Below are 24,755 nucleotides of genomic sequence, written 5' to 3'. Positions count from 1 at the left end.
TTCGTCCGAAAGGATGAGAAGAATGGACGTTCGTACGATCAAGGCAAGACTGCGGGCTGAAATGCGGAGTCTGCGGAACGAAATGAGTGCTGCTGAGCGGCTGCGGGCATCAGCGGCTGCGTGCGGGCATGCCATTAAGCTGTGGGAAGAGTTGCGAGCGGTCAGCGGGTGGAAACAGCTTACGTTGTTTACCTACCTGTCCTTCGGCAGCGAGCTGGACACCACTCCGCTGGTCAGGCACTGTTGGTCGCGGGGAGACCGTGTACTTGCTCCAAAGGTGGACAAGGTATCCCGCACATTTGAGCTACGGAGCATCAAGAGTGTGGATGAGCTTTCTTCCGGCAGTTGGGGGATACCTGAGCCTGTCGAAGCTTGCCCGCTGTGGCCTGTCAGGCAGTGGTCGCAGTTGGACTGGGTAGTCGTGCCCGGGCTTGCTTTTGATTTGGCGGGAGGGCGTATCGGTTATGGAGGCGGTTTTTACGATCGTTTTACCAGGACACTTCTCCAGGAATGCTCCCGGATGGGAGAGGCTGGTCCATCTTTCGTTTCGCTTGCACTGCCGGGGCAGATTATAAGCCATATTCCGATGGAGCCCGGAGATTTAAGAGTGGACAGGCTGATCACCGCAGAGGGCGCCATTAGCGCGGGAAAAGGGTAGGTGTTTATCTGTATGGACGCTTTTACACATTTTAATGAGCAGGGCAGGGCCCGAATGGTTGACATTTCGGATAAGGCGTCGAGTGTCCGCACGGCTGTCGCCGTTTCACAAGTCACTATGGCTCCGGCAACGCTAGCGGCGATCAAGGGCGGCTCCGTCGGCAAGGGCGATGTGCTGGCAGTCGCGCAGATAGCCGGAATCCAGGGGGCAAAGAGGACATCCGATTGGATTCCGATGTGTCATCCGCTTGCTTTAACCGGGGTAAATATCACATTTTCGGATAATGGGGATGATAAGCTTTTTATTGAAGCAGAGGTAAAGACTGAAGGGAAAACAGGGGTAGAAATGGAGGCGCTGACCGCCGCTTCGGCAGCCGCATTGACCATCTACGATATGTGCAAGGCGCTGCAGAAGGATATGGTGATTGGACCGACCCTGTTGAAGTCCAAGACCGGTGGGAAGAACGGCGACTTCAGGCGTGGCGGCACCGCGATATAACCGGTAGCAACTAGCAGGCTTGATATCTAAACAGGTCTTGGGTTATGGCTTGGCCATAATTTAGAGGATGAAGATAAGAGAAGGGTGATCTTATGGTGTGGAGAACAGCGATTCTGACGGCCAGCGATAAAGGGGCCCGCGGAGAACGTGAAGATACGAGCGCACAGGTCATCCGGGAACTGGTGGAAGAAGAGTTGGGTGGCGAAATCATCGAATACCGAATCGTTCCCGATGAATCTGATGAAATCATTGCCGCTTTAATAGAAATGACGGACTATTTTCATGCGGATCTGGTATTGACGACAGGCGGGACGGAGCTTGCGATCAGGGATGTTACGCCGGAAGCGACCCGCCGGGTGATTGAAAGGGAAGTGCCCGGCATGGCTGAAGCGATGCGGATGACGGTCATGCAGAAAAACCGGGCTGCCATGCTGTTTCGGGGCACTGTGGGCATTCGCGGACGGACGCTGATCGTGAACCTGCCGGGAACACCGAAGGGCGTGCATGAGAACCTGGCTGCCATCATGGACCAACTGCCGGAAGCCCTGCTCATGGTCACAGGACAGTTTAGCAGCGGAGCTGAAAAGGGCCGATAGAGTAACAGCATGAAGTCTGGTCGGATTCCGCTGTATTCAAGCAACTAGGGAGGAATGCCGTATGGGGTTCGGAGGTATAGGGGCATCCGGAATGATTCTGCTTGCCGTGCTGGCGTTGCTTTTGTTCGGCCCAAGTAAGCTCCCTGAGCTGGGGCGGGCTGTAGGACGCACGTTTCGCGAATTCAAGAACGGAGCGCGGGATTTGATGTCCGAGGATGAATCTGCGGCCGGGAATCCTTCTTCCACGGTTCGTAGCTCGAACGGCGCCGTCCGCACCGGGGAAGGCCGGACGACGGATCAGCCATAATAGGCTTTATGGCCCTTTCTTCGGGAAGGGCTTTTCTTGTTAATTCGCGAGTGGGGTGGTGGGATGCATGCCGGAGCCGCAAGAACAGGAAATGACGATAGCAGGCCATCTGAACGAGCTGCGAAGCCGCCTCCTTCGGGTCCTGCTTGTATTTGCTCTGGCGCTCATTGCGGGTCTGTCGGCGGCAGAGCCTGTCTATCGCTGGATATTGTCGACGGGGCAGCGGAGAGTCAGCATCGAGCTTCATGCGCTCTCACTGTGGGATGGCATTGGCATCTATATGAAAATTTCGTTTATATTGGCGCTGGCCGCCTCCCTTCCTTTTATGCTGTATCAAATCTGGAAGTTCGTCAGTCCCGGCCTAAAGCCGATTGAGCGTTCAGCCGCGCTGCGTTGTGTACCCTACGTGTTTTTACTTTTTGTCGCTGGGGTCGTATTTGCTTATTTTGTCGTCGTGCCGATGGCCCTTTACTTTACGGCCTCTGTAAACCGGAGCATGGGTCTTCTTGAAACCTACGGTGCTGCCCAGTACTTCAGCTTTGTATTCAACATCGTGCTGCCGGTATCGGCATTGTTCGAAATGCCGGTGATGGTCATGTTCCTTACCCGTGTTGGTTTGCTCACTCCCGGGAGGATGCGCAAATGGCGAAAGCCTGCTTATTTCCTGCTTGTATTTATAGCTGTGGTCATCACACCGCCGGATTTTATATCTGACCTGCTCGTCACCATTCCTCTTCTGCTGCTTTACGAGTGCAGTGTATATATATCGGCTGTTGTGTACCGGAGACAGCTTCAGCGCAGCGATCCAAGTAAGGACTGAACAACTTTCAGGTGGGCTGCGCTGCATGAAACTGGCATATTTGAGGTGGAGCAGGATACAATGGGAAGGGGGATGTCCCATCGGCAGATTTTCCGGGCATGCCGGGGACATCTTTTTTTGTTGAGGACCGAGAAAAAATTGTCGTGGGGACTTGAAATTAATTGCCAAGTTGAGTATCATGAAGTTGGTTGTTAGCACTACAGTGAGTTGAGTGCTAATACATATGAGAACAACCGTATATCCGAATACACATTTGAATAAGGAGGCTATTTTTCATGATCAGACCTTTGGGTGAACGCGTATTGGTGGAAGCGATCGAGCAGGAGACAACAACCTCTTTCGGTATCGTTCTTCCGGACTCCGCTAAAGAGAAGCCGCAAGAAGGCAAAGTAATTGCGGTTGGGGCAGGAGCATTGAAAGACGGTGCCCGTATTCCTCTGGAAGTGAAGGAAGGCGACCGCGTGATTTTCTCCAAATACGCCGGAACAGAAATCAAATACGAAGGTAAAGAGTATTTGATTATGAAAGAAAGCGATATCCACGCCATCATCGGTTAATCGGGAACTGGTCCCGTAAGACCTGAACTATAGCATAACGGGATTTTTGTGAAACCCGCATTGAATATTCCATAATCCACAGGGAGGTTTTACCATAATGGCTAAAGACATTAAATTCAGTGAAGACGCTCGTCGCTCGATGCTGCGCGGTGTAGATGCATTGGCTAACGCTGTTAAAGTAACACTCGGACCTAAAGGTCGTAACGTTGTGCTTGAGAAAAAATTCGGAAGCCCGCTCATCACAAATGACGGTGTAACCATCGCTAAGGAAATCGAACTGGAAGATGCTTTCGAGAACATGGGTGCCCAGCTCGTTAAAGAAGTAGCTACTAAGACAAACGACGTGGCTGGTGACGGAACAACTACAGCTACAGTTCTGGCTCAGGCTTTGATCACAGAAGGCTTGAAAAACGTAACTGCAGGCGCAAGCCCAATCGGCATCCGCAAAGGTATCGACCAAGCGGTTAAAGCGGCTGTAGCTGAATTGGCGTCTATTTCCAAACCGATCGAAGGCAAACAATCCATCGCTCAGGTTGCCGCAATCTCCGCTGCTGACGAAGAAGTGGGCGAACTGATCGCTGAAGCTATGGAAAAAGTGGGCAAAGACGGCGTTATTACTGTAGAAGAATCCAAAGGATTCGCTACAGAGCTGGAAGTGGTTGAAGGTATGCAATTCGACCGCGGCTACATTTCCCCTTACATGATCACAGACACAGACAAAATGGAAGCTGTGCTGGATAACCCGTATATCCTGATTACGGACAAAAAGATCACGAACACGCAGGAAATCCTGCCGTTGCTTGAGAAAATCGTACAGCAAGGTAAACCGCTCGTTCTGATCGCTGAAGATATCGAAGGCGAAGCGCTGGCTATGCTCGTAGTGAACAAACTGCGTGGTACATTCAACGCTGTTGCTGTTAAAGCTCCTGGCTTCGGTGACCGCCGCAAAGCTATGCTGCAGGACATCGCTGCTCTGACAGGCGGTCAAGTGATCACAGAAGAGCTCGGTCTGGACCTGAAATCCGCTTCAGTTGACATGCTGGGTACTGCACGTCAAGTGCGCGTAACGAAAGAAAACACCATCGTGGTTGACGGCGCTGGCAACAAAGCTGACATCGACGCACGTGTAAGCCAAATCCGCACACAACTGGAAGAAACCACTTCCGAATTCGACAAAGAGAAGCTGCAAGAGCGTCTGGCTAAACTGTCCGGTGGCGTAGCAGTAATTAAAGTCGGTGCGGCTACGGAAACGGAACTGAAAGAACGCAAGCTGCGCATCGAAGACGCCCTGAACGCAACCCGCGCTGCGGTTGAGGAAGGCATCGTATCCGGTGGCGGTGTAGCACTGCTGAACGTATACAACGCTGTTGCCGCTGTTCAACTGCAAGGCGACGAGCAAACAGGCGTGAACATCGTACTGCGTGCACTGGAATCCCCAGTCCGCACCATCGCTGCAAATGCAGGTGAAGAAGGCTCTGTCATCGTAGAGCGTCTGAAACGCGAAAAAGTAGGCGTAGGTTACAATGCAGCTAATGGCGAATGGGTAAACATGATTGAAGCAGGTATCGTTGACCCTGCTAAGGTTACTCGTTCCGCTCTGCAAAACGCTGCTTCCGTTGCGGCTATGTTCCTGACTACTGAAGCGGTTATCGCTGACAAGCCAGAACCGGAAAAAGCGGCTATGCCTGATATGGGTGGCATGGGCGGAATGGGCGGCATGATGTGATAAAGGGTTTGAAAACCCTGTAATACCGCTATTTAAAAGGCTCCCTTTTGGGAGCCTTTTTCAATGACAGCGTAAAGAACTAGCCGCATTTTATTTTTGATTGATCATTAAGTATTAAGAATTCCATTTATCTCAAACGTCACCGGCGTTTAGGGCAGATGTTCCATTAATAATTTTGTTCGGATCACTCTCATTTAACCCCATTTGCTGCAGGTGTTATTTACTGATAGACAACCTGTAGGAAAATTGAGGTATATGACTCATACCCCTGAAACCATGGCGACATATATTAATCAGACTCAATGAAATGAAAGGAGAGATTAAATATGTCCCAATCGAATTTGCCCAACATAACGCCAACGATCACATTGACGAGAGAAGAAGCGATATCGTTAATCATCTCATCAATAGCGATGGAGGAACTGGGTCTGAGTCATATTTTGAATGCAGAGGGGGAGAAGCTGCAATACGTACTGGGTACTCTCCCAGGCGTGACTTCACCGAATGCAACCATTAGCGATCTGCTCAATATTAATGAAAGTGTGAGGAAGACCCTCCGGGAAACGGTCAAGAAGGAGTGGGTGCTCACCAACAAATTGGAAATGGCTTTGTCTGCGACTACATTACAAGGTCCGACCGGGCCTACTGGTGCCACCGACTATGAGGGTTATCCGTCCGGTGGCACGGGCCCAACCGGTCCTACAGGCCCAACGGGTGGTACCGGTGTTACCGGAGCTACCGGAGCGGCAGGAGCAGTAGGAGCTACCGGCGCAACAGGAGTGACAGGGGTAACCGGAGTGACAGGTGCAACGGGTGATGCCGGGGTTACCGGAGCGACAGGAGCGGCGGGAGCAGTAGGAGCTACCGGCGCAACAGGAGTGACAGGTGCAACGGGTGATGCCGGGGTTACCGGAGCGACAGGAGCGGCAGGAGCAGTAGGAGCAACCGGGGCAACAGGAGCAACGGGTGGTGCTGGAGTTACCGGAGCGACAGGAGAGGCAGGAGCAGTAGGAGCTACCGGCGCAACCGGGGCACCAGGTGATGCCGGGGTTACTGGAGCGACAGGAGTGACAGGAGCAACGGGTGATGCTGGAGTTACCGGAGCGACAGGAGCGGCGGGAGCAGTAGGAGCAACCGGCGCCACAGGAGTGACAGGAGCAACGGGTGATGCCGGGGTTACCGGAGCGACAGGAGCAGTAGGAGCAGTAGGAGCTACCGGCGCAACCGGGGCAACAGGTGATGCCGGAGCGACAGGAGAGGCAGGAGCAGTAGGAGCTACCGGGGCAACCGGAGTGACAGGGGCAACGGGTGGTGCTGGAGTTACCGGAGCGACAGGAGCGGCGGGAGCAGTAGGAGCTACCGGCGCCACAGGAGTGACAGGAGCAACGGGTGATGCCGGGGTTACCGGAGCGACAGGAGCAGTAGGAGCAGTAGGAGCTACCGGCGCAACCGGGGCAACAGGTGATGCCGGAGCGACAGGTGATGCCGGAGCGACAGGAGAGGCAGGAGCAGTAGGAGCTACCGGGGCAACCGGAGTGACAGGGGCAACGGGTGGTGCTGGAGTTACCGGAGCGACAGGAGCGGCGGGAGCAGTAGGAGCAACCGGGGCAACAGGAGCAACGGGTGGTGCTGGAGTTACCGGAGCGACAGGAGCGGCGGGAGCAGTAGGAGCTACCGGCGCCACAGGAGTGACAGGGGCAACGGGTGGTGCTGGAGTTACCGGAGCGACAGGAGCGGCGGGAGCAGTAGGAGCTACCGGCGCAACCGGAGCAACGGGTGATGCTGGAGTTACCGGAGCGACAGGAGAGGCAGGAGAGGCAGGAGCAGTAGGAGCTACCGGCGCAACCGGGGCACCAGGTGATGCCGGGGTTACTGGAGCGACAGGAGAGGCAGGAGCAGTAGGAGCTACCGGGGCAACCGGAGCACCAGGTGATGCTGGAGTTACCGGAGCGACAGGAGCGGCGGGAGCAGTAGGAGCTACCGGCGCAACCGGGGCACCAGGTGATGCCGGGGTTACCGGAGCGACAGGAGCAGTAGGAGCTACCGGCGCAACCGGGGCAACGGGTGATGCTGGAGTTACCGGAGCGACAGGAGCGGCGGGAGCAGTAGGAGCTACCGGGGCAACCGGAGCACCAGGTGATGCCGGGGTTACCGGAGCGACAGGAGCGGCGGGAGCGGCGGGAGCAGTAGGAGCTACCGGCGCAACCGGGGCAACGGGTGATGCCGGGGTTACTGGAGCGACAGGAGCAGCGGGAGCAGTAGGAGCTACCGGCGCAACAGGAGTGACAGGAGCAACGGGTGATGCCGGAGTTACCGGAGCGACAGGAGCGGCGGGAGCAATAGGAGCTACTGGCGCAACCGGAGCAACGGGTGATGCCGGAACGGTATTGGGCTTTGCTGATTTCTTCGCCCTGATGCCCCCTGATAATGCAGCTACTGTTGCTCCGGGTACAGACGTAAGTTTTCCGCAAGATGGCCCTACCAGTGGAACTACTATTACCCGAATCGGTCCTAGCTCTTTTAATTTAGCGGCAATAGGGACTTATCAGGTGCTTTCTCAGGTTAGCGTAACCGAACCTGGACAACTAATCCTGACACTCAATGGTGCGGATCTCGCCTATACTGTAGTTGGACGTGCAACAGGAACATCACAGATCGTGGAAATGGCCTTAGTGCAAACGACTGTCATTAACTCCATACTGACTGTTCGAAATCCTGCTGGCAATTCCACTGCACTTACTATTACTCCTCTCGCTGGAGGAACAAGACCTGTTTCAGCACATCTTGTTATCACACACTTAGCATAGCAAGTTATCTTACGCATAGATAATTAAAATTTTGCCACCTTTATTTGGCTCAAAACCAAAATTAGCGGTGGGGAAATTCAGTTGCGTGTAAAAATGATGGAAAAAATGTAAAAACATCTGTAAATCCTGTATTGTTGTAAGTCCTACCAAACAACAAAAGGATATGACAGATGCCATTCCAGTATATCAACGAATTGATCGAATTACCCGAGCTACAACTTCACAAAATCGTCTCCATGGATTCTCATGAGGTCCATCTGGAGGCATTACCTGTGGAAGACAAACAGCCTTGCCCGATTTGTAACTCTAAGCAAAATGTGAAGCGTGACGGTTGAAACATCACGCGTAAAGTTCGGCACCTGAGCGTCTTTGGCAGAAACTGCTTCTTGCATGTTCCTTCTCTTCGGCTGGCTTGCTCCCATTGCCGCATCGTCGTTGTTTGGAGCTATGAATTTAGCCCCAAACAACGACGATATAGCAGGCTTTTTCATCAGTAGACCGTAGATCGGGCATTGGGTTCAACGACGGCTCATAGCGCAAGAATGCAAGAAGCACCTTCCAGCACCGTACAGCGAATGCATCAGGAAGCTCTCCCGGACGGCTACGTCATTGAAAATGTCCAAGCCGTTCGGGTCAAAAATCTATCGCTAATTTTTAGGTTGAGCCATAACTTAATATTGTAATGTTATACAAACTGCTAAAAAATGTTGAGGAGGACTTTAAATGGTTACATGTTACCTGAAATATGTTATTGATCCTTATAAAGTAAATGAATTCGAGGAATACGGTAAAATATGGATTAGATTAGTTAATAAATTGGGCGGTACACATCATGGCTATTTTCTTCCACATGAGGGTGCTAATAATATCGCTTATGCATTATTCACATTCCCAAGTCTAGCAGCATATGAAGAGTATCGAGGAAAAATGCTTTTAGATGCAGAATGTCAAGAAGCATATAAATTTGCAGAGGATACTAAATGTATTTTGAGTTATGAGAGAAGCTTTATGCGACCTGTACTCGAATAATATATCTTTCCCAAGCCTCGGGGAACCCTCCGGCTATGATAGTGTATGAAGCATTATCCTTGATGCTTGCATTTAGCATCTTTTTACACAGTAAACATGGAGACAAATTGCTATAATGGTGGGAGCCCCTGTCCCCCCAGAGGCTTAAATTCTATGGCCTCTATCCCGTCGATTAGAGGTTTCGCTCGCTGGATTAGGGTCTGTCAATATTTTTGTGTAAACTCATTTAAAATGGTTCCCCCGAGGGGAGTCTTGCTAGCGTAAGTGGGTGCCGACCCGCTATTGGGGTTAATGTTAGTGCCCACAACTTGCCCACATTTCGCCCACGAACTCTACGCACATACCATACTCACAAGTATTTATTGGACTAATTTCTGAAGGATATCGGATAAAATCGCCAGAAAAAGACTCGAAAAACACATAAAAACGCTTTTGTCTCATGGGCGGCATGATGTAACAAAAGGCCTAAAAAACCTGTAATACCCCATAATGAAAGGCTCCCGAGAGGGAGCCTTTTTCATCAAGCCTTGTGCAACTCTTCAAGCATCCGATTAAGCTTCTTATCAAAAGTAAACACAGTGTGCCCGGCGATCTTTGAATAAGCAAACAGCAGGGAATCCACAAAATCAATTTTGATTTCGCTGTAGACTTTTAGCGCTTCAATCAGAACAGAATGATCATGTGTGGTGATGTTGCTGTATCCCAGCAAATTCCGCAATGAATCATAAATCTGGGGTCGATCCACCTTGTATACTTTTTCAAGTACGTACACGACTTCGGCAATCACTTCATTGGGAATAAAAATGGAGTAACGTTCCATCTTCTCATTAGCCTGATCAATAAACTGAACAGCATCTTGAAGCAAATACCGGAGAATAAGGTTTGCATCAACGATGTTCATGTTTTTCCTGCACACCTTTTATCCAGGCATTTTTCTCATGTTGCTGCAGGTCTGAATTGGCAAATTGTTTCAATGCCCCTCTGGCTGCCCCTCTAAGTGAAGAACCGCTAATATAAGAAAGCTGTGATTGATCTAAAAACGGAGTTTGAAGAGGCAAAATAATTAATTCCACATCCTGATTGCGCATGTCTTCTGGAAGATCGACGATATGCTTGAGTGTGTCGCTATGAGTGATTTTTCTGACAAAATTCACGGTGTTCACCTTCCTTCACGTTAAGTACGAATCGAAAATGACATGGAAATGCTCTCTTCAATATTATATCCTACAATCGAATTCGCAGATACCGTCGTAGCGCACAGAATACGCATTGTTTTCACGTAACACGAAAAGAATCAACATAAGAAAAACGTCTATCGACGTACATTCACAGAAGCCAGACCGCGTTTAACGGAAGTTCCTCTTGCGATCATAGAATTGTTCAGCTCTGCTGAAAACTTAGGGTGGATGTGCTTACTGTCTCATCTCTCCTTTAATTGGGATGGCTCAATGCTCTACTTGTTAGCCAACCATTGATTCGTGTGAAGCAAAATATCATGGGTCAGGAAATAAGCCCTTTTCCGAGGCTTAAAGAAAACTATAGACAACAACTGCATGGATCATACCGACTCCCAGTGGAATAAGGATGCTTGCTCTAAGGGTCGTACCACCTTGTTCATAAAATTCCTGGATGCGCGCAAAATCATCGTCATGAGTTTCGCAGATGCGGGTTATCTTTTTTTCCGCATGCTTGATGTAGATGGTATTACCGAATAACCCGATGAAAATGGAAACCGTCCAGTTAATAATAAAAACAGCCAGACTGGATGGTATAAGCTCCTGAACCAGCATTGTAAATATTAAATAGACGAAGCCTAACAGGTACATTTTTCTGTAAAACAGCCAAAAAGGGGTCAGGAAAAATGCGGCCCAGTTCCAATGGGTTTTTGCGTTTCTGTGTCTGGAATCTACAAAATAATTTTTCATGGTGAAAACTCTTAGATTTTCATCCGTAAGGTACCGATCCGTTTCGTTCAATATAATACCTCCTTATAATATCGACCATCAGTTGGATAAATTGATAATAAAAACCTGATACAACTTATATTATACACTTTATATGGCTTGGATCGCTGGCTGCGGAAGAAGGAAACATAACCAAGGTCTCCTGGCAGTGTATCCGCTTCCTTATTGACTTTGCCTAAAATAGTTGTTAGAGTTACCGTAAGTGAATAGGTTTCATGGAATGTTACCGAGAGGGCATAACCTGAATCGACTTGATTACACAACACGTGTATTCAATTTCGGCTCAGGTTTTTTTATTGGATTTGAGAAATTTATTCAGCCCTCCATGCTTAGCAAATACTCAGCAAAGGGGATTTAACTATGTCTAATAACGTCTTTCCTAGTGATTTTCTATGGGGCGGAGCCATTGCCGCCAATCAGGCGGAAGGAGCCTATCTTGCAGGCGGCAAAGGCTTAACCATCGTTGATTTACTGCCTACAGGTGAACACAGAAGATCGATTATGAAGGGGAATGTCCCAGCTTTCACTCCTCTGGAAGGAGAATTCTATCCTTCCCACGAAGCGATCGACTTCTATCACCGCTATAAAGAGGATATGGCCTTATTTGCCGAAATGGGATTTAAGGCCTTGCGTGTCTCGATCTCCTGGGCTCGTATTTTCCCGAGCGGAGAAGATGAGACTGCGAATGAAGCTGGCTTGCAATTCTATGATGATCTGTTTGATGAAATGCTCAAGCATAACATTCAACCAGTTGTGACACTGGCCCATTTTGATGTGCCGGTTCATTTGATCGAAACCTACGGTAGCTGGAGAAACCGCAAGCTTGTCTACCTGTTTGAAACCTACGCCAAAACTGTGTTTAACCGTTATAAAGAAAAAGTGAAATACTGGATGACCTTTAATGAAATTAATATGCTGCTTCATCTTCCGTTCCTGGGTGCAGGTCTCGTCTTTAAGGAAGGGGACAATATCAAGGAAATCCAGTACCAAGCAGCGCACCACCAGTTGGTTGCTAGCGCACTGGCAACGAAAGCATGCCACGAGATCATTCCGGACGGGAAGATCGGCTGTATGCTCGCTGCGGGCAGCTTTTATCCTTATACCTGCAACCCGGAAGATGTCTTCCAGGGAATGGAGAAGGATCGTGAGTCCTATTTCTTCATCGACGTTCAGTCACGTGGAGTATATCCAGGATATTCCAAACGTTTCTTCGAGGATCATAATCTGCACATTGTGATGGAGCCGGAAGATGCGGACATTTTGAAAAATCATACGGTGGATTATATTGGATTCAGCTACTACTCCAGCCGGACAACGAGCACCGATCCGGAAGTCATCAAAAATATGACCAGCGGCAACGTCTTCGGTTCAGTCGCTAATCCTTATCTGGCCAAGTCCGAATGGGGCTGGACGATCGATCCGAAAGGCTTCCGCATTACAGCCAACCAGTTGCACGACCGCTACCAGAAACCGCTGTTTGTGGTGGAGAACGGGCTTGGAGCCTCGGATGAAGTTTCACCTGATGGGGAGATCAACGATGATTACAGAATAGATTACCTCCAGCGGCATATTGCTGAAATGGGCGAAGCCATCAAGGATGGGGTCGAGATTATCGGGTATACCAGCTGGGGGCCAATCGATATCGTGAGCGCTTCTTCCGGGGAAATGAAGAAACGTTACGGCTATATTTATGTGGACCGGGATAACGAAGGCAAGGGAAGCCTGGAGAGAAGAAAGAAGAAGAGCTTTCATTGGTACAAAAATGTGATTCAATCCAACGGCGCAAATTTAGGCCATGAGTAGGCCTGCCGACTAAGATGGTTTCAAAACGAAGATCCTTAATGCATAAGGGTTTTCGTTTTTGTTTTTTTATTTTGTATTGAATGAAAGCGTTGACATGCCTCTTGAATCCGCTATATACTTAACTTAATTAAGTGAATAGCATTAGGATTGTTACTGCTCGTGCAGGCAAAACCTAAGCTACAAAATGTTAAGATCCAAAGGGTCTTATTGATTTTGTTTTGCTTAGGTTTTTTTTATATGCTTATACAGAGAAAAAACAGGGTATGATCCTAGGATCAGCGATGCTGGGATATAAAGACGGGGGCGAAAGATCGTGAAGATAGCAAAGGTCATTAACAACAATGTGATAAGCGTCAATCAGGCGGATGGCGCTGAGCTGGTAGTGATGGGAAGAGGACTGGCCTTTAAGAAAAAGCCTGGGGATGACGTGGAGGAGGACAAGATCGAAAAGGTCTTTGCTTTGAAGAACAAACAGACATCCGATAATTTCAAAATGCTTTTGCGTGAGGTTCCCATCGATCTGGTCGTCGTTGTTGAAGAAATTATAGACTATACCAAGAATACTTTGGGTAAAAAGCTGAACGAAAATATTTACGTTTCTCTCACCGACCATATCAATTTTGCCATGGAAAGACATCAGCAGGGCCTGGAAATCAAGAATGCTTTGCTGTGGGAAATCAAGCAGTTATATAAAGAGGAGTTTCAGGTTGGCCTGAAGGCAGTGGAGCAAATAAAGCAGAAATTCAATATCGAGCTGCCCGAAGACGAAGCTGGATTTATCGCGATTCACATCATCAATGCCGAGATGAATGAAGAAGTAGTGAATACCATGAACATTACCAAATTCATTCAGCAAATTATGACGATTGTGAAATATCATTTCAAAACGGAATTTGACGAGGATTCCTTAAGCTATTTCCGGTTTATCACACACTTGAAGTTTTTTGCCCAGCGTGTCTTTAAAGGCACCCATTATGAAAATAACTATGATTCCTTATATACGATGATTAAAGAGAAGCATATAGAGGCAGCGGGCTGTACGGAGAAAATCAAAAAATTCGTCAAAAAGGAATACGAGCACGAGCTCACGAATGAAGAGATGCTTTACTTAACGATCCACATCGAACGGGTAGTGAACAGGTAACAAGTTAGCAAGTTGAAATGGTTTCGGCATTCTGCTGAAGCCATTTTTTTGTATGTATCTCCCTCAAGTGAATCGGTATACATAACCGGCTGTTGGCATAACAGTATAGATTAATATAAGCGCTTTCGAAAAGAAACCAGGGAGGTAAGACACCATGCTTAAACGATTAAAAAAAACTGCTAAAACAACTCTACTTTGTACTCTTGCTGTCGGTATGACCCTTGCTTTCAGTTCAGGCGCTTGGGCTAAGGAGGTCAAGACAGGTCATGCCTCATACCGGACGGTGGTGGAGGTCGAGGATTGGGGGGCTACCATTACGAAAGTGATTGTCGATCTGGATAAACCGGTGCCCAAGGATGCGATAACCCGGCATACATTTAAGGTGCATGTGAAGAGAAGTGATAATAGGCTCGCCAATACATTTATTGAGGAAGGCGAGCGTAAGGTTACCAAGGCCTATGTTTCAGACAAAAACGGCAGGCCTGTAAAACAAACTGGAAGATATGTTGTACTGGAAATGGAGATAGGACCTGACTTAACTCTGGGCTCGGCCATGTATTATGATAATGAAGGCTCTGGATTTAACGCATGGAATGACAACCAATACACGATCACCCAACAAAAAGATATTACAACAGACTCGGGTACGATTTCCGGCTTGAAGGTGGACACCTCCGCAGGGCAGGCAAGGGAGCTTGTTGATGAATTTACAACCGGCAAAGCTTCTTATGACGGGGTTACTTTTACCTACGCGGATTATACGCCAGCCAAGGACAAAGGGAAAAATCCTTTGGTGATCTGGCTGCATGGCGGAGGGGAGGGAGGTACAGATCCTACGATTCCGATCTCTGCCAATAAAGCAGTTAATTTGGCCTCCGAGGACATTCAATCCTATTTTGACGGAGCCTATGTGCTGGCACCTCAGGCCCCGACCTTTTGGATGGATGGTTTTACAGGCTTCGGAGACGGAACCTCGAAATATGAGACAGCGCTGATGTCCTTAATTAAGGATTACGTGTCCCAAAACAAAGACATCGATACGAATCGGATCTACATTGGTGGTAACTCCAACGGCGGTTATATGACCTTGCTGATGATCCGTGACTATAAAGACTATTTTGCCGCAGCCATGGTTGTATGTGAAGCCTTGAAGGACAGCCTCATTACCGATGAGCAAATCAACGGAATGAAGGACCTGCCGATCTGGTTTGTTGCAGCGAAAACCGATACCTTGGTCCCGCCCGATGACCATACGGTTCCGACATACAACCGTTTAGTGAATGCGGGAGCGCAGGATGTTCATTTGTCATTGTTTGATAAGGTAGCGGATACTTCCGGCTTGTATAAGAAAAGTGACGGAACACCGTATGAATACACCGGCCACAGCTCCTGGATTTATGTGCATAACAACGAAGTATCCAGGGTAATCAACGGAAAAAATATCACGCTGATGCAATGGCTGGCCTCAAAGTCATTGGACTGAAATGAAGGAGCCAAAGAACAGAGGTGAGTTTTGCTCTGTTCTTTGGCTCCTTGTGGTCATAAATGTAGTTATTTCAAATCTTCAATTGAATTAATATTCATATAGGAAGGGACTACAAGCCCCGTCTTCACGCCCGTCATATTGGGTCCCAGATCATCAATTCGATCCTGATACTCAGCCCAGTAATCGGCATGAGTCAACGGCAGCCAGGCGGCAGGGGAAGCATCGACATCACCATTTGCCACACCGGTCCACATCGGTCCGGCTTCCACCTGGAGCGCTTCGGCTTTGTAGCCCAGCTCGTGTTCAAGCACATATTTGAGCAGGTTCGTGCTGGCGATCTCCGAATCCCAGGCAACATAGCTCAGTTTGAGTGTATCGCCGTTCACCGGCTGCAGATCCTTCGTCCATTCCTGAACCTTATCGGCATGGTCGGCCGCCCAATCCTGCGCTGCCTGCTCAGGGCTTGTGCCCTCTTGAATGGCTGTCATCATTTCGCCCATGTCCTCGGAGGTCCAGGCGAACCGGTCGAGGAATTCATATGCGGTTGGATGGTCCGCTTGCAGTCCTTTACGGGCGATGGTATGGATTTCTTCCGCTTCTCCGTAGGTTTTCTTTGGGTCCTCCAAATATTTGAGATCGTATTTACTGAACATCCAGTGAGGTGTCCAGCCTGTGACGATAACCGGCTGCTGGTTTTTGACAGCTTTGTCGAGGGTAGCGGTCATCGCTGCCCCGGAGCCTTCAACCAGTGTCCAGTCGGCCAACCCATAATCCTTGATCGCCTGCGCGGTCGATTTCATAATGCCCGCACCGGCATCAATGCCGATGATCTGATGGTTCACCTCGTCACCAACGGCATTCGCCGCTGGAGCTTGAGCTTGTGCGCCTTTCAGGTCTTCAATGGAGTTAATATTCATATAAGCAGGCACCACAAGTCCGGTTTTAACCCCCGTCATATTGGGTCCCAGATCATCAATTTGATCCTTATACTTGGCCCAGTAATCCGCATGGGTCAATGGCAGCCAGGCGGCAGGGGAAGCATCAACATCACCGCTTGCTACGCCGGTCCACATCGGTCCGGCTTCCACCTGAAGCGCATCCACCTTGTAGCCCAATTCGTGCTCAAGCACATATTTGAGCAGGTTCGTGCTGGCAATCTCCGAGTCCCAGGCAACATAGCTCAGCTTGAGCGTATCGCCGTTCACCGGCTGCAGACCTTTCGTCCACTCGGCAACCTTATCGGTATGCTTGACTGCCCAATCCTGAGCCGCTTGCTCGGGGCTTGTGCCATTTTGAATGGCGACCATCATTTCACCCATTTCATCAGAGGTCCAGTTGAACCGATCAAGGAATTCATACGCGGTTGGGTGGTCAGCCTGCAGTCCCTTACGGGCAACGGTGTGAATCTCCTCGGCTTCGCCGTAGGTTTTCTGCGGATCCTCCAAATATTTGAGATCATATTTGTTGAACATCCAGTGAGGTGTCCAGCCTGTAATAATGATGGGTTCCTGATTTTTGACAGCTTTGTCGAGAGTAGCAGTCATTGCGGCGCCTGAGCCTTCGACAAGTGTCCAATCGGTCAAGCCATAATCCTTGATCGCTTGAGCAGTCGATTTCATAATACCTGCACCGGCATCAATTCCGATAATCTGATAACCGACCTCTTCGCCTACGGCTGAGGCTGTATTGCTGTCGTCAGCAGAGGAATTGGACAAGTCAATATATTGGGTAAATCCGACTGCAAGAATCAGCACGGCGACAGCAGCGGCAATCCAAGCCTTTTGCTTGCCTTTGACCCGGCTCTTGGCACGCCTTACAGGCTTGAACAGATTTTGTGTGAAACGGTCGAGCACAATAGCCAGCACCACAACAGCCAGACCGGCTTCAAAGCCTTTACCAATCTGCAATTGGGTCACAGCCCGGTATACTTCAGCACCGATGCCTTGTGCCCCAATCATGGACGCGATGACCACCATGGACAGGGACAGCATGATCGTCTGGTTAATCCCGGCCATTAGTGTAGGCATAGCGAGCGGAAGCTGAACCTTGAACAGCTTCTGGTTTGGTGTAGAGCCGAACGCGTCAGCCGCTTCGACAAGCTCGCCGGATACCTGCTGGATCCCCAGATTGGTCATGCGGATCGTAGGTGGGATGGCGAAAATAACTGAGGCGATAACGCCAGGCACTACGCCCAGACTGAAGAAGGTTACAGCCGGCAGCAAATAGACAAAGGCAGGCATCGTCTGCATGAAATCAAGCAGGGGGGTGATGATGCGCGAAGCGGTTCTGCTGTAGGCACACCATATGCCGAGCGGCACACCCAGTAAAATAGAAATTAACGCGGAGGTAATAACAAGCCCCAGTGTGTTCATCGTCTGGGTCCAGTAGCCCAGGTTATCGATCAGCAGAAAGCCGATTACCGTAAACAGAGTGAGCGGCAATCTTCCGATCAGATAGGCGATAACTCCTATGATCAGGATAAAGAGCAGCGGATGGGGCATCAGGAACAAGCCTGCAAAGAACCCGACCACGCTTTGAATAACGGTTGAGATGATGTTGAACAATCCGCCAAGATGGAGACTCATCCAATCGACAAGAGCTTGAATCCATTCAGCGAGTGGTATTTTCGGCAGCATCGGCATTCACCTCCCTGATGGATACTTCTCCGGCAAGTGCGCCAAGCACTGCACCACGCACGATAACCCCTTGAAGTCTGCCATTGTTATCAACAACAGCCAGCGGCACTTTGGCCGAGCTTGAAATTTCAAATAAATCATTCATGACGGTTTCGGGCGCCACTTGCGGACCATCCGTAATCAAAATGTCGTCCAGCTTTTTGTTATCTTTAAGGGCAGCCGATGTGTCCTCGGCCGTAATAACGCCCAGCAACTTCTTGGAACGGTCTATAATGAACAGATTTGAAATTCCACGTTCACGCATGAGCTCCAGCGCAACGCGCGGCCCACGGTCCAGGGTGATCGTTTCAGGTCTGCGCATCACATGGGCGGCTGTCAGCACCTTGGACAGGTCCACATCCTCCACGAAGCGTTCCACATAGGAGTTGGCCGGCTGGATCATAATTTCTTCCGGTGTTCCGATCTGTACAACGGCCCCGTCCTTCATGAGCGCGATCCGGTCGCCGATTCGTAATGCTTCGTCCAGATCATGGGTTATAAAAACAATCGTCTTTTTCATCTTATCCTGCAGCTCCAACAGTTCATCCTGCATATCACGGCGGATCAGGGGATCAAGCGCACTGAAGGCTTCGTCCATCAGCAGTACCTCAGGATCGTTAGCAAGCGCCCGGGCCAGACCGACACGCTGCTGCATGCCGCCGCTCAGCTCATCAGGCATTTTATCAGCCCAGGTTTTCAAGCCGACCAGTTCCAGCGCTTGGCGGGCCTGCTCCTCACGTTCTTCCTTATCCACCTTCTGAATTTCCAGCCCGTATTCCACGTTCTCCAGCACGGTCCGGTGCGGGAACAAGGCGAACTTTTGGAAAACCATACTGATGGTTTTGCGGCGTACCTGGCGCAGCTGTTCCTTGCTCATTTTGCGCAAATCCTTGCCATGAACGAGTATTTCCCCGGAGGTCGGCTCGATCAGGCGGTTCAGCATCCGTACCAGCGTAGATTTACCGCTGCCGGATAAGCCCATAATGACAAAAATTTCTCCCTGCCGGATTTCCATGCTTGCACGGTTTACACCGACAGTAATTTGTTTTTCCTTGGCAAGTCTTTCCTTCGTCCAGCCTTGCTCAAGGAGAGCGACTCCCTGCTCTGCCCGGGGGCCAAACAGCTTGCTCACATTCTTTACTTCCAAAATGGTCATGTAATCCACCTCTTTCTCTATCTTTCGCTTTCCATTAACCCCACGGTGCTTGTATGGCGATTGACTCAAGTCAATGGATTGTACACGGTCAGTGGCTGGCTCCGACTGACAACGTAAACCATTGTAACAGAGCATTTGATGTTCGATCAAATGAAAATTCTGTTCATAATGAACGTACAGAAAAAACTGTACAAACCAATGGTGTGTTTTGCTCCATTATACTTTAGGATGCTCCATAGCCCGTTTCTTTACAACAGATTCAGGTTTTTTTAAAATAGACAAAGATTTAAACTTACAACGGATGATACTGCACATAATAAAAGCGGCTCCCGTCTAGCATATGAACAGGAGGTTGCAAGCATGAGCTTGGACCATTTGGATGAAAAACAGCAGGAATCCCTGCAAAAGATAAGAAAAAGAGTAATAGAAGCGATCGGTAAAAATATGGATTTATATGGAGTAACACTTTCCACGGGGCATTTGTACGGCCTGCTTTTTTTTGCCGATAAACCGATGACGCTGGATGATATGGGCCGGGAAATGGAAATGAGCAAGACCAGCATGAGCACGAGTATGCGCACGCTATTGGATTTGAAAATGGTAAATAAGGTTTGGACCAAGGGCTCGCGCAAGGACTTATATGAGGTAGAATTTGACTGGCATCAGACCTTTACCGACTACTTTGCCATCAAGTGGCGTAAAGCCGTGGAAACGAACCTGCAGGTGCTGCGGAAGGCAATCTCTGAAGTAGACAAGCTGCTGATGGATGAGGTCGCCAGTGAAGCTGTGACAGAGGTACTGCAACGTGACCGTGACAAAATGAAGCAGGCTGTATCCTACTATAAATGGCTTGACCGGCTCATTGATGCGATGGAGGATGAGAAGATTTACGAGCTGGTTCCGAAGGAAGAAGAATAATCTGGCATGCTCCTCTGCGTTGATGAACTCGGGAGGATTGTGTTATATGTGCCGTACTCATAAAATAGAGGCAGAGTATACAAATAACTAAATCAAGCATGGCGGCTATCTTCTGCAAAAGGAAGAAGCATCGTCATGCTTATTTTCAAGGGGGAGATTCGGATGGTGAGCATACGGGTCAGCACGAAGAACGGTGAGCTTCAGGGTACAGCAGCGGACGGTACGATTTCATGGAAAGGCATACCTTATGCCCAGCCGCCGGTAGGGAATCTCCGCTTCCGTGCACCCCAGCCCCCGCAAGCATGGGAAGGAATCAGGGATGCTTCGCAGTTCGGTCCCGTCTGTCCCCAACCGGGGAGGTCTGCCGAAGGCATCTTTGGATCGCGTACGGGACAACCTGCTCCATCGGAGGATTGTCTTTATTTGAACGTATGGGCTCCGATCGCAGATGCTCCTTCGTATCCCGTAATGGTATGGATCCATGGTGGAGCCTTTGTTACAGGCTCTGGGAGCATGTCCTTATATGATGGGGCGACCCTTGCCAGAAACGGCAGTGTGGTGGTCGTCACAATCAACTATCGTTTAGGTCCATTCGGATTCCTGCATCTCTCGCCCTTTGGAGAAGAACTGGCCTCCAATGCGGGGCTGCTGGATCAGATCGCGGCTCTGCGGTGGGTTCAGGATCATATTCGGGCATTCGGCGGCGATCCGGATAATGTCACGATATTTGGTGAATCGGCGGGCGCCATGAGTATTGCCGCGTTGCTGGCTATGCCGGCTGCCAAGGGATTGTTCCGCAAGGCCGTGCTGCAGAGCGGGGCATCTCAGGCGCTTAGCCCGGCACACGCTGAAGGAATTGCGGCCGCTTTGCTGAATGAGCTTGGGGCTGATACATCCGACAGAGACCGGTTGTTCACACTTTCAACAGAGGATATTGCAGCGGCTGCGAACAGACTATATGAAAAAATCGGATCTGCCGGGGTATCGATGCTCTTTCAACCCGTTGTTGATGGCAAATGGCTTCCGGAGGAACCGCTCAAAGCCATTGAACACGGGGCTGCTGAAGGTGTTGCTATGATGATCGGTACCAATCGTGACGAAGGCGCATATTTCGTGAGAGGGCCTGAGCATTTGATCAGTGCTGAGGCTGCTGCCCAAGCCATACATGCGATGACAGGGCTGTCTAATGCGGCGGAGCTTTCCGGCCGATACCCGGTAAGTATAGAAGGGCAGGCGCAGTTAATGACAGACCTGTACTTCTGGCGTTCGGCGGTGCAATATGCTTCAGGCCAAGCCGGTCAAGGGACAGTCTGGATGTACCGGTTTGACTGGTGCCTGCCTGGTCATCCGTTCCTGGGTCAGGCGGTGCATGGCGCTGAAATTGCGTTTGTATTTCACAATCTGCAGCTTATGGAGAACTTGAATATCGAGCTAACCGAGGAAATGGAGCGTCTGGCCCGGATGATGCAGGAGGCCTGGGTGTCCTTTGCACGCAGCGGGAACCCCTCCACTCCGGAGCTGCAGTGGCCGGGATATGAACCGAAGGAACGGGCAACTGTCATTTTTGACCGCGAGATCACAGTGGTTCAGGATCCGGATGCGGAGAAAAGACGTCTCTTTATCACTGCGGTGAAGAATTGAACTTCGATTCGAATTTCCATAGTGAATACAAATAACGACCGTGTCCCGAGGACGGGATGCGGTCGCTTTGTATACTTTAGATGGATCAAACCATCAGGCGGAAAGATCTTTGGGCTGTCTGGAAATGAGGAATAGCGTAACCCAAATCAATATAAAGCCGGTGAGTTGGGGAAGGGTTACTAATTCTCGAAAGGCAACCCAGTTAATCAACACGCCAATCATCGGGAAGCTGAGCTCGGCCAGTGTGGCAAAGGAGGCCTTAGTTGAGCTTAGGCCCTTGTAGTAGAGCGCCATGCTGAGCAGTCCGGGAAGCAGCGCCTGCAGCACCAGATTCAGGATGACGCCTCCTGCAGCCGATGTACTTGACGGGAGCTGCCAGGGGGCATGCTCTATCGAAGTCATAATCAGCAGCAAGGGCAGGGCCAGCATAAATCTCAGCGAGGTTACAGTCTCATATTTCATCGTGCCGAGCAAATATCTGCCCATCACGGTCGAACCTCCCCATAAAGCGGCAGCACCTAATGAGAGCAGACTTCCAATTTGAATAAATTCGTTGACATGGCTGAACGGCATCGACCAGCCGAATGTCAGCATATACGTGCCGACCAGCGCGACTAGCAGCAGAATGCCGAAGTAACGCGGAAGCAGCTCCTTCAGCATGATTCTGGCCATAATAATGGCAAAAAGCGGCTGCATCTTCTGCAGCAGGAGTACCGCATTCGGGTTGCCGTCGGACAGGGCCATGGTGAACAGCACTGTGGCAAGTGCGGACCCGCCCCATGATATGAACAGCAGAGCCAGGGCATGGCGCAGCCGTACTCGTTTTAGCTCTTCGCGGTGCTTCCATAGAACCGGTGCGGCGCAAATAAACAGAATAACGTGCTCAAGCAGCACGATCTGCGTGGATGTCAGAGCATCCAGCAGGAGGATGCGGAACAGGGGGTCAATGCCCCATAGAGCCGCACCGATGACGACCAGCCAGAAGCCGCTTTTGACAGGTGTCTCCCGCAAAAAAGCTCTGGATGGAACAGTAGTATCACTCATGATGGCTAGCTCCTTTGTGGATAAAGGACCGTAGAGGCAAAAAGCCCCCGTTCGTGTATGAAGACACGGGGCGGGGGTGATCGAATAAACCAGGGCGTGACGAAAATTCAAAGGTATGGCTGCGCAAAAAAAGACGCAGACTGTCCCTTCAACCTCGTTAAACATGGTTTATCATGTGATCTTCTTCCATCCGGACTGTACCGTCGGCTTTGGCATCTCACCAAATCAGTCCGCTGCTTAGATTCAAGACAGCAGAGTCGCGGGCTCGGCTCCAGGAGCCATACCGCCGGTCGGGAATTTCACCCTACCCCGAAGATCCTTATTCCGTTTTTTTAGATAATATATATTCTACAGCTACTTGTTTGCCACGTCCAGTGAAAATTACATAAACGAAATGTAATTTTATCAAATTTTCATGGTGCCCAGGACAGAATGCTCTTGCTATATATTTTGAAAACCGGCTTGTCAGCATAAATCGAACAAGTCCCTCATAGACATGTACTAATTCGAATTAAAACATGCTGAAGGGGTTGATGACATGCGCCGGAGTTCATGGATACTTGCCATGATCATGTGCGTGACCGTGCTGCTGGCTGGCTGCGGCAAGAAAAGTGCGGACGATGTGGTTAAAGATTTGAGTGATGTGGTAAGCGGGATGGACAGCTATCATGGTACGGCGCAGATGACTCTGCATACCGGCCAGACACCCCAGGAATATACCGTCGATGTTTCCTACCGTAAACCTTCTTATTATCGTATCGCTATGACCAATGAGAAGAAGGATATTACCCAGATTGTGCTCCGGAATGATGAAGGGGTGTTCGTTCTTACACCAAGTCTGAACAAAAGCTTCCGCTTCAAAAGCGATTGGCCGGATAACCAGGGGCAGGTCTATCTGTATGAGACATTGGCACGCAGTATAATCGGAGATGAAACGCGTCAGTTGGCCGACGACGAAAATGCTTATGTCTTCGATGTCGCCGCCAATTACAACAGCCATGCGCTGGTCCGCCAGAAAATTTGGCTGAACAAAGATAATTATGCCCCGCAGCAGGTGCAGGTATCAGACGCTAATGCCAAAGTTGTGGTTGATCTAAAATTCAGCGATTTCAAATTCGGAACCGAATTTGACAAGGATGTCTTTGATATGGAACGTAACATGTCCGCTGGCAGCACGGCTGTTCCCCCAGCGGATTCAGGGGATGCGGAGGATCCGGCCAAGCAGCCGGAGAAGGACACACAGCCTGATGCAGAAACAGGAGAAACAGACCAAACGGGAACCCTGGATCAAGCAGGGGCTCTAGATCAGACAGCTACGGATTCCAGCGGGACAGCCACGGGTGAAGAGAGTGGAGCGAAAGAAGAAACGGCAGAAAGTGGCACCCAGGTCGGTGCGCTGGGTACTGAGGCTGCGGAGCCAAATTCGGAGGATCATGCTGACCAGCCGAGCGAGGACCCGGCCATGGGTGAATTCGGAATTATTGAGCCAGCCTATATGCCTGCAGGTGTACAGATGAGAGATATGCCTGAAGTCGGGGACAGCGAGACCCATACGGTTATGATGCGTTATTCTGGACAATATAATTATACGATAGTAGAGACCAGACCACTTGACCGGGCTGTGTCCCTCGCCGCAGGCGATCCGATTGATATGGGCTTTGGAGTGGTAGGTGTATTGACAGGGGATCAGCAGCAGACCTTAACCTGGATGATGGACGGTGTAGAGTTCAGAATTACAAGCGCGGACCTGCCTGTTCAGGAAATGATTCAAATTGCCGCGTCTATGCAGGATCAATCGGGTAAATAAATCAGTATAGGCGGATAGTGACGGTTGGTGGAGCTTATTCGCTCTGCGGCAGCACTGTCTGCCTTTTTTTTCATCCGCCTTTCTCCTGTATTTGCATCTGCCTAACCTTGCTTCATTGA

At 49.9% G+C, this 24,755-nt stretch carries 23 protein-coding genes and 1 riboswitch; of the genes, 17 read left to right on the top strand and 6 right to left on the bottom strand.

What is annotated here, in order from left to right; translation table 11 throughout:
• Positions 1-22 precede the first annotated feature (22 nt).
• The 11 genes from OIN60_RS19495 to OIN60_RS22685 all read left to right on the top strand — a co-directional run bounded on the left by OIN60_RS19495 (position 23) and on the right by OIN60_RS22685 (position 9,114).
• Positions 23-658, top strand: coding sequence for a 5-formyltetrahydrofolate cyclo-ligase (locus OIN60_RS19495; protein WP_305756539.1), 636 nt, complete (start codon positions 23-25; stop codon positions 656-658).
• Positions 659-670: 12 nt separating this feature from the next.
• Positions 671-1,156: a cyclic pyranopterin monophosphate synthase MoaC gene (gene moaC, locus OIN60_RS19490; RefSeq protein ID WP_305756538.1), complete on the top strand. Its 486-nt coding sequence runs from the start codon at positions 671-673 to the stop codon at positions 1,154-1,156.
• Between the two features lie 92 nt (positions 1,157-1,248).
• Positions 1,249-1,752 carry a MogA/MoaB family molybdenum cofactor biosynthesis protein gene (locus tag OIN60_RS19485; RefSeq protein WP_305756537.1) on the top strand — a complete coding sequence of 168 codons (504 nt, stop codon included), beginning with the start codon at positions 1,249-1,251 and terminating at the stop codon, positions 1,750-1,752.
• Positions 1,753-1,813: 61 nt separating this feature from the next.
• On the top strand, positions 1,814-2,059 hold the full coding sequence (locus OIN60_RS19480) for a twin-arginine translocase TatA/TatE family subunit (RefSeq protein WP_305756536.1): 246 nt from the start codon (positions 1,814-1,816) through the stop codon (positions 2,057-2,059).
• Between the two features lie 67 nt (positions 2,060-2,126).
• Positions 2,127-2,879, top strand: a complete 753-nt coding sequence (tatC, locus tag OIN60_RS19475) for a twin-arginine translocase subunit TatC (RefSeq protein WP_305756535.1) — start codon at positions 2,127-2,129, stop codon at positions 2,877-2,879.
• Positions 2,880-3,154: 275 nt separating this feature from the next.
• The gene (gene groES, locus OIN60_RS19470; RefSeq protein WP_305756534.1) at positions 3,155-3,436 is read left to right on the top strand and encodes a co-chaperone GroES; all 282 of its coding nucleotides are present in this window, start codon (positions 3,155-3,157) and stop codon (positions 3,434-3,436) included.
• Positions 3,437-3,533: 97 nt separating this feature from the next.
• Positions 3,534-5,162, top strand: coding sequence for a chaperonin GroEL (gene groL, locus OIN60_RS19465; RefSeq protein ID WP_305756533.1), 1,629 nt, complete (start codon positions 3,534-3,536; stop codon positions 5,160-5,162).
• A gap of 326 nt (positions 5,163-5,488) precedes the next feature.
• On the top strand, positions 5,489-7,969 hold the full coding sequence (locus tag OIN60_RS19460; RefSeq protein ID WP_305756532.1) for a collagen-like triple helix repeat-containing protein: 2,481 nt from the start codon (positions 5,489-5,491) through the stop codon (positions 7,967-7,969).
• Between the two features lie 338 nt (positions 7,970-8,307).
• Positions 8,308-8,466 (top strand): transposase family protein, encoded by a 159-nt coding sequence (locus OIN60_RS22690; RefSeq protein ID WP_370872569.1) that lies wholly within the window; start codon positions 8,308-8,310, stop codon positions 8,464-8,466.
• Between the two features lie 226 nt (positions 8,467-8,692).
• Positions 8,693-8,998, top strand: coding sequence for an NIPSNAP family protein (locus tag OIN60_RS19455; protein ID WP_305756531.1), 306 nt, complete (start codon positions 8,693-8,695; stop codon positions 8,996-8,998).
• Positions 8,999-9,033: 35 nt separating this feature from the next.
• A complete protein-coding gene (locus tag OIN60_RS22685; RefSeq protein ID WP_370872568.1) occupies positions 9,034-9,114 on the top strand; it encodes a putative holin-like toxin in 81 nt (26 codons plus the stop codon).
• Between the two features lie 404 nt (positions 9,115-9,518).
• Here the strand turns inward: OIN60_RS22685 and OIN60_RS19450 are convergent, their stop codons facing one another.
• The 3 genes from OIN60_RS19450 to OIN60_RS19440 form a co-directional block, all read right to left on the bottom strand.
• On the bottom strand, positions 9,519-9,899 hold the full coding sequence (locus tag OIN60_RS19450) for a type II toxin-antitoxin system VapC family toxin (RefSeq protein ID WP_305756530.1): 381 nt from the start codon (positions 9,897-9,899) through the stop codon (positions 9,519-9,521).
• Positions 9,886-10,152, bottom strand: a complete 267-nt coding sequence (locus tag OIN60_RS19445) for a hypothetical protein (protein ID WP_305756529.1) — start codon at positions 10,150-10,152, stop codon at positions 9,886-9,888. The genes OIN60_RS19450 and OIN60_RS19445 overlap by 14 nt, the downstream gene beginning before the upstream one ends.
• 372 nt (positions 10,153-10,524) lie before the next feature.
• Positions 10,525-10,974 (bottom strand): DUF2628 domain-containing protein, encoded by a 450-nt coding sequence (locus OIN60_RS19440; RefSeq protein WP_305756528.1) that lies wholly within the window; start codon positions 10,972-10,974, stop codon positions 10,525-10,527.
• A gap of 348 nt (positions 10,975-11,322) precedes the next feature.
• Between OIN60_RS19440 and ascB the strand changes: the two genes are divergently transcribed.
• From ascB to OIN60_RS19425, 3 genes are all read left to right on the top strand, one after another.
• Positions 11,323-12,765 carry a 6-phospho-beta-glucosidase gene (ascB, locus tag OIN60_RS19435; RefSeq protein ID WP_305756527.1) on the top strand — a complete coding sequence of 481 codons (1,443 nt, stop codon included), beginning with the start codon at positions 11,323-11,325 and terminating at the stop codon, positions 12,763-12,765.
• 313 nt (positions 12,766-13,078) lie between these two features.
• Positions 13,079-13,909: a BglG family transcription antiterminator LicT gene (licT, locus tag OIN60_RS19430; RefSeq protein ID WP_305756526.1), complete on the top strand. Its 831-nt coding sequence runs from the start codon at positions 13,079-13,081 to the stop codon at positions 13,907-13,909.
• 154 nt (positions 13,910-14,063) lie between these two features.
• Positions 14,064-15,392, top strand: coding sequence for a prolyl oligopeptidase family serine peptidase (locus OIN60_RS19425; RefSeq protein ID WP_305756525.1), 1,329 nt, complete (start codon positions 14,064-14,066; stop codon positions 15,390-15,392).
• Positions 15,393-15,460: 68 nt separating this feature from the next.
• Here the strand turns inward: OIN60_RS19425 and OIN60_RS19420 are convergent, their stop codons facing one another.
• Positions 15,461-18,031, bottom strand: a complete 2,571-nt coding sequence (locus tag OIN60_RS19420; protein WP_305756524.1) for a glycine betaine ABC transporter substrate-binding protein — start codon at positions 18,029-18,031, stop codon at positions 15,461-15,463.
• Complete coding sequence (locus OIN60_RS19415) at positions 18,006-19,226, bottom strand: quaternary amine ABC transporter ATP-binding protein (protein WP_305756523.1); 1,221 nt, start codon at positions 19,224-19,226, stop codon at positions 18,006-18,008. The genes OIN60_RS19420 and OIN60_RS19415 overlap by 26 nt, the downstream gene beginning before the upstream one ends.
• A gap of 360 nt (positions 19,227-19,586) precedes the next feature.
• Between OIN60_RS19415 and OIN60_RS19410 the strand changes: the two genes are divergently transcribed.
• Both OIN60_RS19410 and OIN60_RS19405 read left to right on the top strand, forming a co-directional pair.
• Complete coding sequence (locus OIN60_RS19410; RefSeq protein ID WP_305756522.1) at positions 19,587-20,144, top strand: GbsR/MarR family transcriptional regulator; 558 nt, start codon at positions 19,587-19,589, stop codon at positions 20,142-20,144.
• Between the two features lie 162 nt (positions 20,145-20,306).
• Positions 20,307-21,785 carry a carboxylesterase/lipase family protein gene (locus tag OIN60_RS19405; RefSeq protein ID WP_305756521.1) on the top strand — a complete coding sequence of 493 codons (1,479 nt, stop codon included), beginning with the start codon at positions 20,307-20,309 and terminating at the stop codon, positions 21,783-21,785.
• Between the two features lie 93 nt (positions 21,786-21,878).
• Here OIN60_RS19405 and OIN60_RS19400 read toward each other — a convergent pair whose 3' ends face one another.
• Positions 21,879-22,829: a DMT family transporter gene (locus tag OIN60_RS19400; protein ID WP_305756520.1), complete on the bottom strand. Its 951-nt coding sequence runs from the start codon at positions 22,827-22,829 to the stop codon at positions 21,879-21,881.
• A gap of 174 nt (positions 22,830-23,003) precedes the next feature.
• A riboswitch (FMN riboswitch) is annotated at positions 23,004-23,150 on the bottom strand.
• A gap of 217 nt (positions 23,151-23,367) precedes the next feature.
• On the opposite strand from OIN60_RS19400, the gene OIN60_RS19395 reads away from it, so the two are divergent.
• The gene (locus tag OIN60_RS19395; RefSeq protein ID WP_305756519.1) at positions 23,368-24,636 is read left to right on the top strand and encodes a DUF4367 domain-containing protein; all 1,269 of its coding nucleotides are present in this window, start codon (positions 23,368-23,370) and stop codon (positions 24,634-24,636) included.
• Positions 24,637-24,755 lie beyond the last annotated feature (119 nt).

The organism is Paenibacillus zeirhizosphaerae (assembly GCF_030705605.1).
In the GTDB taxonomy this organism is placed as follows: Bacteria; Bacillota; Bacilli; order Paenibacillales; family Paenibacillaceae; genus Paenibacillus; species Paenibacillus zeirhizosphaerae.
This window is presented reverse-complemented; position numbering and strand designations above follow the sequence as displayed.

Coding starts and splice junctions, on each gene's coding strand:
- OIN60_RS19395 (WP_305756519.1), top strand. CDS start 23,368: ATGCGCCGGAGTTCATGGATACTTGCCATGATCATGTGCGTGACCGTG.
- OIN60_RS19425 (WP_305756525.1), top strand. CDS start 14,064: ATGCTTAAACGATTAAAAAAAACTGCTAAAACAACTCTACTTTGTACT.
- tatC (WP_305756535.1), top strand. CDS start 2,127: ATGCCGGAGCCGCAAGAACAGGAAATGACGATAGCAGGCCATCTGAAC.
- OIN60_RS19455 (WP_305756531.1), top strand. CDS start 8,693: ATGGTTACATGTTACCTGAAATATGTTATTGATCCTTATAAAGTAAAT.
- ascB (WP_305756527.1), top strand. CDS start 11,323: ATGTCTAATAACGTCTTTCCTAGTGATTTTCTATGGGGCGGAGCCATT.
- OIN60_RS22685 (WP_370872568.1), top strand. CDS start 9,034: ATGATAGTGTATGAAGCATTATCCTTGATGCTTGCATTTAGCATCTTT.
- OIN60_RS19485 (WP_305756537.1), top strand. CDS start 1,249: ATGGTGTGGAGAACAGCGATTCTGACGGCCAGCGATAAAGGGGCCCGC.
- moaC (WP_305756538.1), top strand. CDS start 671: ATGGACGCTTTTACACATTTTAATGAGCAGGGCAGGGCCCGAATGGTT.
- OIN60_RS19495 (WP_305756539.1), top strand. CDS start 23: ATGGACGTTCGTACGATCAAGGCAAGACTGCGGGCTGAAATGCGGAGT.
- groL (WP_305756533.1), top strand. CDS start 3,534: ATGGCTAAAGACATTAAATTCAGTGAAGACGCTCGTCGCTCGATGCTG.
- OIN60_RS19420 (WP_305756524.1), bottom strand. CDS start 18,031: ATGCTGCCGAAAATACCACTCGCTGAATGGATTCAAGCTCTTGTCGAT.
- OIN60_RS19405 (WP_305756521.1), top strand. CDS start 20,307: ATGGTGAGCATACGGGTCAGCACGAAGAACGGTGAGCTTCAGGGTACA.
- groES (WP_305756534.1), top strand. CDS start 3,155: ATGATCAGACCTTTGGGTGAACGCGTATTGGTGGAAGCGATCGAGCAG.
- OIN60_RS19450 (WP_305756530.1), bottom strand. CDS start 9,899: ATGAACATCGTTGATGCAAACCTTATTCTCCGGTATTTGCTTCAAGAT.
- OIN60_RS19415 (WP_305756523.1), bottom strand. CDS start 19,226: ATGACCATTTTGGAAGTAAAGAATGTGAGCAAGCTGTTTGGCCCCCGG.
- OIN60_RS19400 (WP_305756520.1), bottom strand. CDS start 22,829: ATGAGTGATACTACTGTTCCATCCAGAGCTTTTTTGCGGGAGACACCT.
- OIN60_RS19480 (WP_305756536.1), top strand. CDS start 1,814: ATGGGGTTCGGAGGTATAGGGGCATCCGGAATGATTCTGCTTGCCGTG.
- OIN60_RS19460 (WP_305756532.1), top strand. CDS start 5,489: ATGTCCCAATCGAATTTGCCCAACATAACGCCAACGATCACATTGACG.
- OIN60_RS19410 (WP_305756522.1), top strand. CDS start 19,587: ATGAGCTTGGACCATTTGGATGAAAAACAGCAGGAATCCCTGCAAAAG.